A 14,454-nucleotide genomic window follows, 5' to 3' on the forward strand; every position below is an offset into this window, starting at 1 on the left:
ACGCGAAGTGATCAGGAGCAAGGTGTTGAACGCGATCGTCGGACTGACGTTCGCCGTGGGCGTGACGGCCGGCGCGCAGGCGCAGGAAACCTACATCCCGCTGATTTCGAAGGGCTTCCAGCATCAGTTCTGGCAGGCTGTGAAGGCGGGCGCGATGCAGGCGGCGAAGGACTACAAGGTGAAGGTGACGTTCGAAGGCCCCGAAACCGAGGCGATGGTCGACAAGCAGATCGACATGCTGTCCGCCGCGATCGCGAAGAAGCCGGCGGCGCTGGGCTTCGCGGCGCTCGACAGCAAGGCCGCGCTGCCGCTCCTGAAGAAGGCGCAGGCCGAGAAGATCCCGGTGATCGCGTTCGACTCGGGCGTCGACAGCGACATCCCGGTGACGACCGCCGCGACCAACAACAAGGCCGCCGCCGCGCTCGCCGCCGACAAGCTCGCCGCGCTGATCGGCGACGAGGGCGAGGTGGCCGTGGTCGCGCACGACCAGACGAGCCGCACCGGCATCGATCGCCGCGACGGCTTTCTCGAACGGATGAAATCGGCGCACCCGAAGGTGCGGATCGTGACCGTGCAGTACGGCGAAGGCGACCAGCTGAAGTCGACCGAAGTGACGAAGTCGATCCTGCAGGCATACCCGAAGCTCAAGGGCTTGTTCGGCACCAACGAAGGCTCGGCGATCGGCGTGGTGAACGGCGTGCGCGAGATGAAGCGCAAGGTCGTGATCATCGGTTACGATTCCGGCAAGCAGCAGAAGGACGCGATCCGCAGCGGGATGATGGCCGGCGCGATCACGCAGAATCCGGTCGGGATCGGCTACAAGACCGTCGAGGCGGCCGTGAAGGCGATCAAGGGCGAGAAGCTGCCGAAGGTCATCGATACCGGTTTCTACTGGTACGACAAGACCAACATCGACGACCCGAAGATCACGGCGGTGTTGTACGACTGAACGTGACGTGACACGGCGAACGACGGCGAAACGCGAGGACACCATGGGCGCAGTGCGCATCGATTCTCATCAGCACTTCTGGCGTTATCGCGCGGCCGACTTTCCGTGGATCGGCGCCGGCATGGGCGTGCTCGCCCGCGATTACATGCCCGACGCGCTGTGGCCGCAGATGCATGCGCAGGCGCTCGGTGCATCGATCGCGGTGCAGGCGCGCGTCGGACGCGACGAGACGGCGTTCCTGCTCGATCTCGCCCGCGACGAAGCGCGCATCGCGGCCGTGGTCGGCTGGGAGGACCTCGGTGCGCCGGCGCTCGCCGACCGTATCGCTGAATGGCGCAGCCCGAAGCTGCGCGGCTTTCGTCACCTGCTGCAGGACGAAGCCGACGTCGGCGCGTTTGTCGCGGATCCCGCGTTCAATCGCGGCGTCGCCTGGCTGCAGGCGAACGGCTACGTGTACGACGTACTCGTGTTCGAACGTCAGTTGCGCGACGTGCGCGCGTTCTGCGCGCGGCACGATGCGCACTGGCTCGTGCTCGATCACGCGAGCAAGCCCGCGCTCGCCGAGTTCGACCGCGACGACACCGCGCTCGCCCGCTGGCGCGCCGGGCTGCGCGAGCTTGGCGCGCTGCCGCACGTCGTGTGCAAGCTGTCGGGGCTCGTGACCGAGACGGACTGGCGGCGCGGCCTGCGCGGGCAGGACATCCGCCATATCGAGCAATGCCTCGATGCGGCGCTCGACGCGTTCGGCCCGCAGCGGCTGATGTTCGGTTCGGACTGGCCCGTGTGCCTGCTCGCGGCGTCGTACGACGAAGTGGCGTCGCTGGTCGAGCGCTGGGCCGAAGCGCGGTTGTCGGCGGCCGAGCGCGACGCGTTGTGGGGCGGTACGGCCGCGCGGTGCTATGCGGTGCCGGGCGATACGAAGCCCGGCATATAGAATAGGCGCGAACGGCCTGACGATCCCGCATTCGTCAGACCGTCCGCCACGCAACCGCTTACCTGTATCAACGTATGTCCATCCAGCCGATTCAGAACCGCCGCCTCTACCAGCAGATCGCCGACAAGCTCAGCGCGATGATCGAGTCAGGCGACTTCCCGCCGGGCAGCTACCTGCCGCCCGAGCGCGAACTGGCCGAGCAGTTCGGCGTGTCGCGCACGTCGGTGCGCGAGGCGCTGATCGCGCTCGAGGTGAACGGTCTCGTGAGCGTGCGTGTCGGCGACGGCGTGAAGGTGCGCCAGCCCGAGGCGGCCACCGCACCGCAACCGCAGATCGACACGACGGTCGCGCCGTTCTCGATCGTCGAAATCGATCCGGAGCTCGGCATCGCGATCGACCTCGATACCGAAATCCCGCCGTTCGCGCTGCTGCAGGCGCGCCGGCTGATCGAGCCAGAAGCCGCGTCGCTCGCCGCGAAACATGGCTCGGACGCGCAGATCGAAGGGATTCACGAGGCGTTCCTGCGCAACCAGGAAGACAACCGCAGCGGCTCGCTCACGCATCCGGGCGACCGGCTGTTCCATATCCGTATCGCGGAAGCGAGCGACAACCCCGCGTATGCGCTGATGATCAAGCAGCTGCTCGCGCACAAGTACGACCTGATGTTCCAGCGGCTGCAGTCGCTGTACATGCCGAACGACATGCCGCATCGGTCGGAGCTCGAACACCGCGCGATCCTCGACGCGATCCGCGCGCGCGACCCGGAGGCCGCGCGCCGCGCGATGGCCGAGCATCTCGACGAAGTGATCCGGATCTTCGGCCGCGCGCTCGACTGAGCGCGGGCGATCGGCATCAGAAGCGGTCGGCGCGGTAGGGCGTCGGATCGGTGAACGGCGTCTCGCCGGTCATCATCTCGGCCAGCAGGCGGCCGGAGACGGGGCCGAGCGTCAACCCGTGATGGTTGTGCCCGAACGAGAACCACAGCCCGCGATGCGCGGGCGCGGGGCCGATCACCGGCCGCATGTCGGGCGTGCACGGCCGGAAGCCGAGCCACGGGTGCGGGTCGAGCCGCTCGCCGAAGCCGAACACCGGGCGCGCGACGCGTTCCGCGCGATCGAGCTGCACGCCCGTCGGCGGCAGGCCGCGTCGGGCGATCTCGACGCCGGTGGTCAACCGCAATCCGCGCCGCATCGGCGCGATCACGTAGCCGTATTCGCGATCGACGATCGGCGCCGATGGCGCGCCGCGTTCGGACGGCGCGTAGTGCATGTGATAGCCGCGCTTCTCGCGCAGCGGAATCTTGTAGCCGAACTTGCCGAACACCGTGTCGGACCACGGGCCGAGCGCGACGACGACGGCCGGCGCAGCGATCCTGCCGTCGTGCGTCGTGACCTGCCAGCCGGGCGACAGCGCGTCGAGGCTCGCGGCATCGCCGGTGAGCAGCGTGCCGCCGCCTTGCACGAAGAGTTGCGCATAGGTTTTGACGAGCGCGGACGGATCGACGACGCTTTTCGGATCGAGCCAGTGCAGCGCGCCGCAGAAGCCCGCGGCGAGGCTCGGTTCTTGTGCGCGAAGTGCCGCGGCATCGAGCGGCGTGATGCCGAGCCCGTGGCGGCGCGCGGTGAGTCCCGCATCGGCGACCGCGCGGTCGAACGCGGCCGGCGTGCGGAACGCTTCCATCCAGCCGCTGGCGCGCACCAGTTCGCCGGCGCCGGCGCGCGCGATCAGCGCGTCGTGCTCGACGATGCAGCGCTCGATCAGCGGCAGCATGTCACGCGAGGCTGCCGCGTGACGCAGCGGCGCCGATTCCCACCAGAAGCGCGCGAGCCACGGCGCGAACGCAGGCAGCGACGCGCTGTGCCAATAGAGATCGGTGGAGCGGTTGAGCGCATAGCGCATCAGCGTGAACGGGCTGCGCGGGAACGGATACGGTTCGATCGACGAGCGCTCGATCAGCCCCGCGTTGCCGAAGCTCGTGCCTTCGCCGGGCGCGCCGCGGTCGACGAGAGCGACCTTGCGGCCGCGATCCTGCAGGTGCAGCGCGGCGGAGACGCCGACGATGCCCGCGCCCAGAACGATTACGTCGAAGTCCATGAGGGAAGACGAGATAGACGGTTGATGATCGACACTCGGCGTCGGCGACGCGCGCGACGGTCCGGTGCGCGGAACTGCAATCGAATGATCAGCAAGGATACTCGGGAACGCGGTGATGTGCGAATTGCGCTGCGATGTCCTCCCGCACGCGTGAATGTTCGTCGTGTCGAGCGTCGCCTGACGGATCCGTTGCGTCCGGCGACGGAATCGCGCTATGACTTCCCCCGGCTTCGCATCGGTGCGCGGGGGAAACCGGTCCGGCAGCGCCACTGCGGAACGTATGAAGTTTGCGTCGCGCTGTCGTCCCGTCGGCTGATCAATCTCCGGCATCGCATCGCCACGAACAGCGCCGATTCCGCATACTTTCCGACATGAATCGCGGGTGTATCCCACTGGTTTGGGATACGAATTTTTACCTAAGATGGAAGCACTCGTGCGCGCGACACGGTGCCTGCGCGCGCACGGCAGGCAGGAGGCAGGGCCGGGAACGACTGCAGCAGATGTTTCCATCATGGATGCGAGTGTGTGCGCGACGGCCGCGAGTCATGCGGCCGCATCGACGCCAGCGGGCGCGGCGGCAATCGCCGCGCGGACGGCGTCCGGCCGGTCGGGCCGAGTCGCCGGATTGCGCCACGCGTTCATCGCAATCGTTTGCGTTCTGAGCGTTGCCCCGGCCGTTCTTGCCGGGGCGCCTGGCGATGCCGACGAGCCGAACGACACGGTGCGGCTCGTCGGCACCACGACACCCGTCAATCCCACGAGTCCCGCCTTTTCGTCACACGACTCCGCCGTACGCCAGGTCGTGCTCGGCATCGTCAGTTTCACGCGCTGGCCGACGACGCCCGTTCGCCTGCATCTGTGCGTGACGGGCAGGCCCGACTACGCCGGCGACCTGTCCGACTCGATGCAGGCCGGCTCGACCGTGCTCGACGTGCAGCGGGTCCGCTTCGACGACCCCGCGCTCGGCGTCGCATGCGACGTCGTGTATCTCGGCGCGCTCGGAAGCGACGAGCGAAAGCGGGTACGAACCGCGCTGGTCGGCCGTCCGGTGCTGACCATCGCCGAACACGATCCGTCGTGCACCGCAGGCAGCATGTTCTGTCTCGCGGTCGAAGGCGAACACGTCACGTTCGACATCAATCTCGACGCCGTCGCGCGCAGTGGCGTGCGCGTGCATCCGAACGTGCTCAATCTCGCGCGGCGGACGCTGACGCCATGACACGTTCCGCACCCTCCATTTCGCCTTCGCGTGTGTCGCGCCCGACGCTGCAAAGCGTGTTGCGCCGCGCGCATTTGCGCCTCGCGTTCGTCGCGGTCGCGATGGCCGCCGTGTCGCTGATCGTCGTCGCCGTGATCGCGCTGCGCGCGTACGCCGGCAACAACCTGAACCTGCTGGCGCGCTCGCTCGGTTACACGGTCGAGGCGGCGCTCGTGTTCGGCGACCGCGTCGCGGCGAACGAGGCGATCGCGATGATTGCCACCGACGAGGACGTCGCGCAGGTGGTGGTCACCGATGGCAAAGGCCAGTTGTTCGCGACGTGGAAGCTACCCGCCGAAGGCCGGATCGCCCGGCTCGAGCGCGGCGTCGCGGCGCTGGCGCTGCCGGGACCCGTGAGCGCCCCGGTGATGCACGACGGCATCGTCGTCGGCCAGGTCATCGTGCGCGGTCGCGGGCATCAGTTCTTCGGATTCCTGCTCGGCAGCATCGGCGGCATTCTCGGCGGCCTGGCCGTCAGCGTGCTCGGCGCATATGTCAGCTCGAAGCGTTTGCTGCGCAACATCGTCGCGCCGCTGCGCGCGCTGGCCGGCGTCGCGCACGCCGTGCGGCGCGAGCGCGCGTTCGCGCGTCGCGTCGAGCCGGTGGCGATCGCCGAACTGAATCAGCTCGGCGACGACTTCAATGCATTGCTCGACGAATTCGAAGACTGGCAGAACACGTTGCGCGACGAAAACGCGTCGCTCGAACACAAGGCCACGCACGATGCGCTCACGGGACTGCCCAACCGCGTGCAGTTCGAGTCGCGTCTGTCGCTTGCACTCTGCGACGCCGTCGTGACGGGGCAGCGGGTCGCCATCCTGTATCTCGACTGCGACCGCTTCAAGGAAATCAACGACGGCCTCGGCCACGATGCCGGCGACGCGGTGCTGATCGGCGTGGCGGCGCGGTTGCGCGCGCAGGTGCGCGAGACCGATCTCGTCGCTCGGCTGGGCGGCGATGAATTCGCGGTGATGCTGACCGCTGTGCGCGATACGGACAGCGTGTGCCGGATCGCCGACGAGATCTTGTCCGGCATGGTGCCGTCGATCGAACTGCCCGACGGACGCATGGTGGCCACCATGATGAGTGCCGGTATTGCGCTGTATCCCGATCATGCGTCCGACGCGAGCGGCTTGCTGCGCGCGTCGGATGCCGCGATGTACCGCGCCAAGCGTGCGCGGCCGGGGTCGTGGCAGCTGGCGGAGGGCGTAGCGGGACGGGTTTGATGTCTATCGTTTCGCGCCGCGGGCGAGGCCGCGGCGGCGGGATAATAAGCGCGCGCGAAGCGGGCGCGTACGAAGGGGGCGATCATGGATGACTCGTTGCCTGTGAGCATTGGGAGGATGTGCGTCGCGAGCGCGGTGCTTCTGTGCCTGCTGCTCGGCGGATGCAAGACGTCGCCGCTTCATCGTGGGCTCACGCAGACGCAGGTCACGGCGCTGAAGTCGGCTGGCTTCCAGGAGACCGAGCAGGGGTTCGAGTTCGGGTCGACGGGGCCGATTCTGTTCGATTTCGATCGGTACAACCTCAAGCCGGATGTCAGGCGGATCGTCGAGCGGATCGGCAGGACGTTGAGGTCGGCGGGGATCAACGGGGTGCGGGTTTATGGATACTCCGACGAGGAAGGGGAGGCTGCTTACGATCTCGAGTTGTCACGGCGGCGGGCGGAGGTGGTGGCGATCGAGTTGGTGGATGTCGGGCTGGACGGAAAGCGGATTGCGGTTGTCGGGAAGGGGAAGAGCGATCCGGTGGGCGATAACCGGACACCAGCGGGGAGAATGCAGAATCGGCGGGCGGCGATCGTGGTTTCGCCGAGGTGAGGTGCGTCACGTCTGGATGATCAGCGACGTCAGTTGCCCTGCGCGCGCCACTTCCGTCTTTGTATCGATCGACTTGATCAAGCTTGTGTGCCGCGTGTGGTGCAATGCGAGCAAACTGAGTCAGATCTATCGCGAGGAAGGCACATGCTCAACATAAGCGCAACGTTTCATATCTCGGCGGACGTCGCCGAGCCCAAGGTTCGTGGCGTGCGTAGCGGGTACGCACCCCACCACAGGCTGCCGTTCATTGACCATCTATTCAGTGGACACCATTCCTACGTAGACAACGACCTGCACTACCCGGGAGAGGCCCTGAAGGCTGACATTGCATTCGCGAGTTGGGCGCAATTTTCCGAACACGTAAAAGTCGGAGAGAGGATTGAGGTCCTCGAACTTGAACGGGCAGTGGGCTATCTGATCGTCAACGAAATTTACGGCCATCAAGGCTGAGTGCGCTACAACTGTGAATAGCCGCTGTCCTGCAATTCGAGGAGCAGCTTCCGGTCGCTGCGATCCCTGCGTCCGGCAGTAGTCGGCCATGAGCGGTTGGTCAAGCGAGCCGTTGGAAGCTCATTCGAGAGTCCGTTTTAACACCAGTTGCAGACGCTACAGGGGACGCGTTGTGGCACCTATGCCGATGGGCAAAGCTACGAGGGGTTGGCTTCAGGTATGGCGGTCTTGGAAACTCATAGTCTGCAATTCGAAGATTTGAGCTAAGTTGGGTGCTCAATCTAGCTCCTGTTGGCTACGTTCCATGCAATCTCGCTCTGTGTTTGTGGGACCTGTTACTTGATATGAGCGACCGCTTCAATGGCGCACGGACTTTGAAAATCCGACCTCGAAGCGGAGGATTGTCCGACGACGTTCTGTCAGAATACCCGATTAATCCCCCTGACCGACCGCGGAATGGAACTCAGACAACTACGCTATTTTCTCAGCGTCGTGGAACACGGAAGCATGGGCAAGGCAGCGCTTGAACTCGGCGTGGTGACCTCGGCATTGAGTCAGCAGATCAGCCGTCTCGAAGGCGAACTGTCCACGCGTCTGCTGCAACGCACCTCGGGCGGCGTCGTTCCGACCGACGCAGGTTTGGCGTTCTGGCGTCAAGCGCAACTCGCGCTGCGTCATATCGACGATGCCGCGCTCGCTGCACGCTCAGCCCGTCTGTCGGGCCATGTCAGCGTCGGCATGGCGCCGAGCACGGCGAGCGTGCTGGGTGTCGCATTCATGCAGGCCATGCGCTCGCGCTATCCCGATGTGCGGCTGCACATGGTCGAAAGTCTCTCCGGCTATCTGGCATCCATGTTGAGCGCGCGTCAGATCGATCTCGCCGTGCTGTTCCGCGAGGAGTCCGCGCAACGCTGGAGTGTGCTGCCGCTGCTGGATGAGCGGCTGTTCCTGATCGGCGCGAGCGATCTCAATGGCATGCCGACGAGCGCATCCGTCCGGCTCAAAAATCTCGGCAGGCTTCCGCTGATTCTCCCCAGCAGCACGCACGGGCTGCGTTCGCTGCTGCTGTCAGCATTCAGACGCGCCGAGTACGAGCCGAACATCGTCGCCGAAGTCGACGGCCTCGCGCTCCTGATGGACTTCGTCCGCACCGGCATCGGCGCGACGATACAGCCGGGCGCGGCGCTCGCAAGGCCCGAGAACGTGATATTGACGAGCGTGCCCGTCGCCGAGAAATACGCCACGCGGCCCAACATGCTCGCCAGCATCTCCGATGACGAACTGTCTCCCGCCGGTCTCGCCGCGCGCGTGGTGCTCGCCGATGTCGCCCGTCAACTAGTGCGGGAAGGCCGCTGGCCCGGCGCACGGCTGCGGGAACGTCAGCCTTCACAAAAAGTGAACACCCGTTGACGGCTGGCTCGTAGCGGCGCGGACACGAGGCCTTTACGATTTGCCAAAAAGGAGGCAAGTCTGATGGTCGATGTGCTCGTAATCGGAGGAGGCAATGCCGCGCTGTGCGCCGCATTGATGGCGCGCGAAGCGGGCGCCTCGGTGGTGCTTCTCGAATCCGCGCCGCGCGAATGGCGCGGCGGCAACTCGCAACACACGCGCAATCTGCGCTGCATGCACGATGCCCCCCAGGACGTTCTCGTCGATGCCTATCCGGAAGAGGAATTCTGGCAGGACCTGTTGAAAGTCACCGGCGGCATCACGAACGAGCATCTCGCGCGGTTGACGATCCGCGCGTCGTCGTCGTGCCGGCCGTGGATGCGGAAGCACGGCGTACGCTTCCAGCCGCCGCTGTCCGGTGCGCTGCACGTGGCACGCACCAATGCGTTCTTCATGGGCGGCGGCAAGGCGCTCGTCAACGCGTATTACCGCAGCGCCGAAGCACTCGGCGTCGATATCCGCTATGAAACGCCCGTCGATTCGCTTGAACTCGACGGTAGCCATTTCATCGCAGCGCGAAGCGGCCGCCAGCGCTTCGAGGCGCACGCCTGCGTGCTGGCGGCGGGCGGCTTTGAATCAAATCGCGAATGGCTGCGCGAAGCGTGGGGGCAAAACGAGCGCGGCGAATGGCCCGCCGACAACTTCCTGATTCGCGGCACGCGCTTCAACCAGGGCGTGCTCATCAAGCATATGGCTGACGCCGGTGCCGACATGATCGGCGACCCGTCGCAGTCGCATTGCGTCGCCATCGATGCACGCGCCCCGCTGTATGACGGTGGCATCTGCACGCGCATCGACTGCGTGTCGCTGGGCGTCGTGGTGAATCGTGACGCCGAGCGCTTTTACGACGAAGGCGAGGATTTCTGGCCGAAGCGCTATGCAATCTGGGGACGGCTCGTTGCGCATCAGCCGGGGCAGATCGGCTATTCGATCATCGACTCGAAAGCAATCGGCCGCTTCATGCCGCCGGTGTTTCCGGGCGAAAAGGCCGACACGCTGCCGGAACTCGCGCGCAAGCTCGGGCTGCCGGAAGCACGTTTCATGGAAACGCTCACGCGCTATAACGATTCGTGCCGCGACGGCACCTTCGATCACACCGCACTCGACGACTGCCACACGGAAGGTCTCGAGCCGCCCAAGACGCATTGGGCGCGTCGCATCGAGACGCCGCCGTTCTACGGTTATGCGTTGCGGCCAGGCATCACGTTCACGTATCTCGGACTGAAGACCAACGACCGCGCGCAGGTTCATTTCGGCGGCACCGCCAGTGAGAACCTGTTCGTGGCCGGCGAAATGATGGCCGGCAACGTGCTCGGCAAGGGCTATACAGCGGGCGTCGGCATGTCGATCGGCACGGCCTTCGGGCGCATTGCCGGGACGCAGGCTGCCCGCGCCGCACTCAAAACAACGGAGGCAACCCGTGCAGCAGTCTGACCCGCTCGCGCCCGAACACACGCGCATGGCCTTTTCGGTCGATACGAAAAAAACGCCACGCGACAGCACAGCGCGCGTGATTCCCATTGTGCCGATGAGCGCCAGCGAAACCGAAGTCGCTCGGCAGATGCAGATCTGCAACGCCTGCCGCTACTGCGAGGGCTTCTGCGCCGTGTTCCCTGCCATGACGCGCCGCCTGGAATTTGGCAAGGCGGACGTCAACTATCTGGCGAATCTCTGCCACAACTGCGGAGCGTGCTATCACGCGTGCCAATACGCGCCGCCGCATGAGTTCGGCGTGAACGTGCCGAAAGCGATGGCCGAAGTCCGGCTCGAAACCTACACCGAGTATGCGTTTCCCGCGTCGTTCGGCGCGCTGTACAAGCGCAACGGCTTGACTGTGTCGGTCGCGCTGGCGGCCGGGCTCGCGCTGTTTCTGCTGCTCGGTACGGCATTGCACGGCGGCTTGTCCGGCGATGTCGCACCCGCGAACTTCTACGCGATATTCCCGCACAACCTGCTCGCGGTGATGTTCGGCATCGTTTTCCTGTTCGCCATTCTCGCGCTCGGTATGGGCGTCACGCGCTTCTGGCGCGACGTATCGGCAGGAACGGCGAGCGCGAGCGCGCCGGCCGTCGCGGAAGCGGCCAGGAACGCACTGACGCTCAAGTACCTGGACGGCGGCCACGGCGACGGCTGCAACGAAGGGAACGATACGTTCACGCTGGCGCGGCGCCGTTTCCATCACCTGACGTTCTACGGCTTCATTCTGTGCTTTGCGGCGACCGCCGTCGCGACGCTCTATCACTACGCCTTCGGCCTGGAAGCGCCGTATCCGTTTCTGAGCGTGCCGGTGCTGCTGGGAACCGCAGGCGGAATCGGACTGATTGCGGGGCCGGCGGGACTGCTGTGGCTGAACCTGAAACGCGTTCCGGAGCGCGGCGATGCCCGTCAGCGTCCGATGGACCGCGGCTTCATCGCGCTCCTGCTTCTGACGAGCACATCCGGTCTCGCACTGCTCGCGCTCCGCACGACCTCGGCGATGCCGTCGCTGCTCGCGATTCATCTTGGCATCGTGATGGCGCTGTTCGCCACGCTGCCTTACGGCAAGTTCGCGCACGGCATCTTCCGCTCGGCGGCGTTGCTCAAATCGTCGATAGAGAAGCGGCAACGCAACACACTGAGCCTCAGTTCGGATTAGCAAGTCACTAGGGTGCGCCTTGGGCGCTCTTCACTATAGATAAGAAGCAGGAGACGCAATGAACCGTACCGAACCGATCGCCGCGACGTCCGGCGTTTCGCCCATGACGAGGGCCGCCGCCGTGTTGCGTGTGACGAGCGGCAATTTCATCGAACAGTTCGATTTCTTTCTGTTCGGCTTCTACGCGACATCGATCTCGAAGATATTCTTCCCGTCTACCAGCGAGTTCGCCTCGCTGATGCTCACCTTCGCCGTGTTCGGCGCGGGCTTTCTGATGCGTCCGCTCGGCGCGATCTTTCTCGGCGCGTATATCGACAAGGTTGGACGACGCACCGGGCTGATCGTTACGCTGTCGATTATGGCGAGCGGCACCATTCTGATTGCCTGCGTGCCTGGGTATGCGACCATCGGTCTGCTCGCGCCGGCGCTCGTGCTGCTCGGGCGTCTGTTGCAGGGTTTTTCCGCAGGAGCCGAACTCGGCGGCGTATCCGTCTATCTTGCGGAAATGGCAACGCCCGGCAACAAAGGTTTCTACACGAGTTGGCAGTCGGCGAGCCAGCAGGTGGCCATCGTCGTGGCGGCGGCCATCGGTTACAGTCTGAACGAGTGGTTGTCCGCACAGCAGATCGCCGCATGGGGCTGGCGCGTGCCGTTCTTTATCGGCTGTGCGATCGTGCCGTTCCTGTTCGTGTTGCGCCGCTCGCTGCAGGAAACCGCAGCGTTCGAAGCGCGGCGGCATCATCCTCAGGCACTCGACATTTTTGCGATGCTGCTCGGCAACTGGCGCACCGTGATCGGCGGCATGCTGCTGACGGCAATGACCACCACCACCTTCTATCTCATCACGGTCTATACACCGACCTTCGGCAAGTCGGTACTGAAGCTGTCCACCTCTGACAGCTTGATGGCGACGCTGCTTGTGGCTGCATCGAATTTCGTCTGGCTTCCGATCGGCGGCACGATCTCCGACCGCATCGGCCGCAAGCCGTTGCTGCTCGCCATTTCCGTACTGGCGATTTTCACGGCGTATCCGGCGCTGTCCTGGCTTGCCGATGCGCCGAGCTTTGCGCGCATGCTGATCGTGCTGCTGTGGTTCTCGTTCTTCTTCGGCATGTATAACGGCGCGATGGTCGCCGCGCTCACCGAAGTGATGCCGGTCGAAGTGCGCGTCGCGGGTTTCTCGCTGGCGTTCAGTCTCGCGACGGCGCTGTTCGGCGGCTTTACGCCGGCGGTATCGACATATCTGATTCAGGTCCTGCACGACAAGGCCGCCCCCGGCTACTGGCTGAGCTTCGCCGCGCTCTGCGGCTTGTGCGCGACGCTCGGGCTGTACCGTCGCCGCGCGGACAGCAACGCGTCGGCGGCATCGTCGGCCTGATAACGATTGCATCAGCGCGTTTCAGTCACCCCGGCTTCGCGCCGGGCTTTCGTTTTCCAGCGGGGGCAAGAAGCGTCGATGCGGTCCAGCTTGCGCAGCAACGCAGGTCACGCCATCTTGCCGTTGGAGCGGCGTGTCCCCCACGCAGCATGTGCCCGTGTCGCACTGAGCAGCGCAGCACGCTGAGCAGGGCAGCAATCACTATCCGCCACCACCAACCATCACCAAGCGATATTGCAAGACGACCGCGACGCTCCCGCACCGCCGGTAGCCGTGCAATGCGAACCCGCGCCGTTGTCGTAGAACGTCCGCGTCACCGGCTGCGGCATCGATGGGTCGTACGGATTCGGCGCACCGTGCGGACCGCGCGCGGCATCGAAAGGTCGCGTGGGCGCATATGAATTCTTGCCGCCAGGCGCTTGCGACCCGTTGGCCCTCAGATAATCAGTCCAGTTCTGCGCGCGCTGTTCGTATCGGGGCAATGCGCGACCGAAGCTATCGCTGCCGCCCGCGCCGAGCGCAACGCGATTCGAAGGCCATGCAGAATCGCCGGCCCCGTGTTCAACCGAAGGCTGCGGCTCGAGCGTATCGCCCGAAACCCGCAACGGCCGCGTATCCGGCGTATCGAACGGACTACGTTCAGGCGGCGCCGCGTACTTCACGCGCCGCGTCGTTAGCGCGGCACGCGCGTCATCCCTGGCCACGGCCCGGCGTTCCGAACGAAACACATTGGCCCCGCCAGAACGATCGACCAGCGAATCGCGGCCCGAGGCGTCGGCAGTCGAAACAGAAATCGCACAAGCGAGCGCGGCGGCGGAAGAAAAACGGAGAGGATGATTCATCGGGATCCGAACCAGGTGATGTGCAATGAGAAAAAACGGCAGATCACTGGCTGGCGGCTCGGCGACGTGTGGGCGTCGAAGCGGCCCTGAAGCGACTGCGAATCGCGGAAGGGGCGACTCACTGGAAGGCTGGCTGGATTGCAGAAGCGAGGTCGAATTATTTCATAAAAATCACAAACAGCTTTCGTGTGACTGATGGATGTCGGCAAATAGAAGGATTGGCGGCGCAATTGCATCGCCCCGACACGGTGCACGCCGACACAATCATCAGTCGATTGATCTTTGGCGATCAGACCCTAAGCATCTAAAAATGCACACGACGCACGACGACAAATCGCCGAAACCTAAACCCGGCAAGGAATCCGTCGACAAGCCCACCCAAAATCGCAACCCGATTGCACCCGCCGCAAACGTTCTCCGCCCACCTAAGTTGCTCCCCCATCGCCACCTCGCGCGAGCCAAGTTTCTCCGTGTTTTCCCTCATAGAAGCGGCATTTTTGACAGACGATTTAAAAACCCCCATATAATTTCGACTGCCTTGCCAACGGCTGTCGGACCATCCCTCCGGACGAGCAGTTGGCAAGCGGGGCAGGCGAAACGCTTGCGCAATGCAAGACGCATCACGATGTCTTTCCGAACCAGACG

Annotated in this window: 13 protein-coding genes; 11 read left to right on the plus strand and 2 right to left on the minus strand. The window is 64.8% G+C overall.

What is annotated here, in order from left to right:
* The first annotated feature begins 7 nt into the window (after positions 1-7).
* The 3 genes from HWX25_RS13575 to HWX25_RS13585 all read left to right on the plus strand — a co-directional run bounded on the left by HWX25_RS13575 (position 8) and on the right by HWX25_RS13585 (position 2,719).
* Positions 8-949, plus strand: coding sequence for an ABC transporter substrate-binding protein (locus HWX25_RS13575; RefSeq protein WP_059534259.1), 942 nt, complete (start codon positions 8-10; stop codon positions 947-949).
* Between the two features lie 43 nt (positions 950-992).
* Positions 993-1,883, plus strand: a complete 891-nt coding sequence (locus HWX25_RS13580; protein ID WP_175908809.1) for an amidohydrolase family protein — start codon at positions 993-995, stop codon at positions 1,881-1,883.
* A gap of 74 nt (positions 1,884-1,957) precedes the next feature.
* Complete coding sequence (locus tag HWX25_RS13585; protein ID WP_059534261.1) at positions 1,958-2,719, plus strand: FadR/GntR family transcriptional regulator; 762 nt, start codon at positions 1,958-1,960, stop codon at positions 2,717-2,719.
* A 16-nt stretch (positions 2,720-2,735) separates the two neighbouring features.
* Here the strand turns inward: HWX25_RS13585 and HWX25_RS13590 are convergent, their stop codons facing one another.
* Positions 2,736-3,977, minus strand: coding sequence for an FAD-binding oxidoreductase (locus HWX25_RS13590; protein ID WP_059819514.1), 1,242 nt, complete (start codon positions 3,975-3,977; stop codon positions 2,736-2,738).
* 511 nt (positions 3,978-4,488) lie between these two features.
* On the opposite strand from HWX25_RS13590, the gene HWX25_RS13595 reads away from it, so the two are divergent.
* The 8 genes from HWX25_RS13595 (at position 4,489) to HWX25_RS13630 (ending at position 12,967) form a co-directional block, all read left to right on the plus strand.
* A complete protein-coding gene (locus HWX25_RS13595) occupies positions 4,489-5,196 on the plus strand; it encodes a YfiR family protein (RefSeq protein ID WP_175908810.1) in 708 nt (235 codons plus the stop codon).
* Complete coding sequence (locus HWX25_RS13600; RefSeq protein WP_175908811.1) at positions 5,193-6,461, plus strand: diguanylate cyclase; 1,269 nt, start codon at positions 5,193-5,195, stop codon at positions 6,459-6,461. Before HWX25_RS13595 ends, HWX25_RS13600 begins: the two co-directional genes overlap by 4 nt.
* 84 nt (positions 6,462-6,545) lie before the next feature.
* Positions 6,546-7,055, plus strand: coding sequence for an OmpA family protein (locus HWX25_RS13605; protein ID WP_175908812.1), 510 nt, complete (start codon positions 6,546-6,548; stop codon positions 7,053-7,055).
* A gap of 144 nt (positions 7,056-7,199) precedes the next feature.
* The gene (locus HWX25_RS13610; RefSeq protein ID WP_059819511.1) at positions 7,200-7,505 is read left to right on the plus strand and encodes a hypothetical protein; all 306 of its coding nucleotides are present in this window, start codon (positions 7,200-7,202) and stop codon (positions 7,503-7,505) included.
* Between the two features lie 456 nt (positions 7,506-7,961).
* Positions 7,962-8,915, plus strand: coding sequence for a LysR family transcriptional regulator (locus tag HWX25_RS13615; protein ID WP_175908813.1), 954 nt, complete (start codon positions 7,962-7,964; stop codon positions 8,913-8,915).
* 63 nt (positions 8,916-8,978) lie between these two features.
* Entirely contained in the window at positions 8,979-10,388 is a 1,410-nt protein-coding gene (gene tcuA, locus HWX25_RS13620) for an FAD-dependent tricarballylate dehydrogenase TcuA (protein ID WP_175908814.1), read from the plus strand.
* Entirely contained in the window at positions 10,375-11,589 is a 1,215-nt protein-coding gene (gene tcuB, locus HWX25_RS13625; RefSeq protein ID WP_175908815.1) for a tricarballylate utilization 4Fe-4S protein TcuB, read from the plus strand. The genes tcuA and tcuB overlap by 14 nt, the downstream gene beginning before the upstream one ends.
* A 58-nt stretch (positions 11,590-11,647) precedes the next feature.
* The gene (locus HWX25_RS13630) at positions 11,648-12,967 is read left to right on the plus strand and encodes an MFS transporter (protein WP_175908816.1); all 1,320 of its coding nucleotides are present in this window, start codon (positions 11,648-11,650) and stop codon (positions 12,965-12,967) included.
* A 221-nt stretch (positions 12,968-13,188) separates the two neighbouring features.
* Here the strand turns inward: HWX25_RS13630 and HWX25_RS13635 are convergent, their stop codons facing one another.
* Positions 13,189-13,809, minus strand: a complete 621-nt coding sequence (locus HWX25_RS13635) for a hypothetical protein (protein ID WP_175908817.1) — start codon at positions 13,807-13,809, stop codon at positions 13,189-13,191.
* Positions 13,810-14,454 lie beyond the last annotated feature (645 nt).

Source organism: Burkholderia sp. BCC1640 (genome assembly GCF_902833125.1).
GTDB lineage: Bacteria > Pseudomonadota > Gammaproteobacteria > Burkholderiales > Burkholderiaceae > Burkholderia > Burkholderia diffusa.

Coding starts and splice junctions, on each gene's coding strand:
- HWX25_RS13580 (WP_175908809.1), top strand. CDS start 993: ATGGGCGCAGTGCGCATCGATTCTCATCAGCACTTCTGGCGTTATCGC.
- HWX25_RS13585 (WP_059534261.1), top strand. CDS start 1,958: ATGTCCATCCAGCCGATTCAGAACCGCCGCCTCTACCAGCAGATCGCC.
- HWX25_RS13590 (WP_059819514.1), bottom strand. CDS start 3,977: ATGGACTTCGACGTAATCGTTCTGGGCGCGGGCATCGTCGGCGTCTCC.
- HWX25_RS13595 (WP_175908810.1), top strand. CDS start 4,489: ATGGATGCGAGTGTGTGCGCGACGGCCGCGAGTCATGCGGCCGCATCG.
- HWX25_RS13600 (WP_175908811.1), top strand. CDS start 5,193: ATGACACGTTCCGCACCCTCCATTTCGCCTTCGCGTGTGTCGCGCCCG.
- HWX25_RS13605 (WP_175908812.1), top strand. CDS start 6,546: ATGGATGACTCGTTGCCTGTGAGCATTGGGAGGATGTGCGTCGCGAGC.
- HWX25_RS13610 (WP_059819511.1), top strand. CDS start 7,200: ATGCTCAACATAAGCGCAACGTTTCATATCTCGGCGGACGTCGCCGAG.
- HWX25_RS13615 (WP_175908813.1), top strand. CDS start 7,962: ATGGAACTCAGACAACTACGCTATTTTCTCAGCGTCGTGGAACACGGA.
- tcuA (WP_175908814.1), top strand. CDS start 8,979: ATGGTCGATGTGCTCGTAATCGGAGGAGGCAATGCCGCGCTGTGCGCC.
- HWX25_RS13630 (WP_175908816.1), top strand. CDS start 11,648: ATGAACCGTACCGAACCGATCGCCGCGACGTCCGGCGTTTCGCCCATG.
- HWX25_RS13635 (WP_175908817.1), bottom strand. CDS start 13,809: ATGAATCATCCTCTCCGTTTTTCTTCCGCCGCCGCGCTCGCTTGTGCG.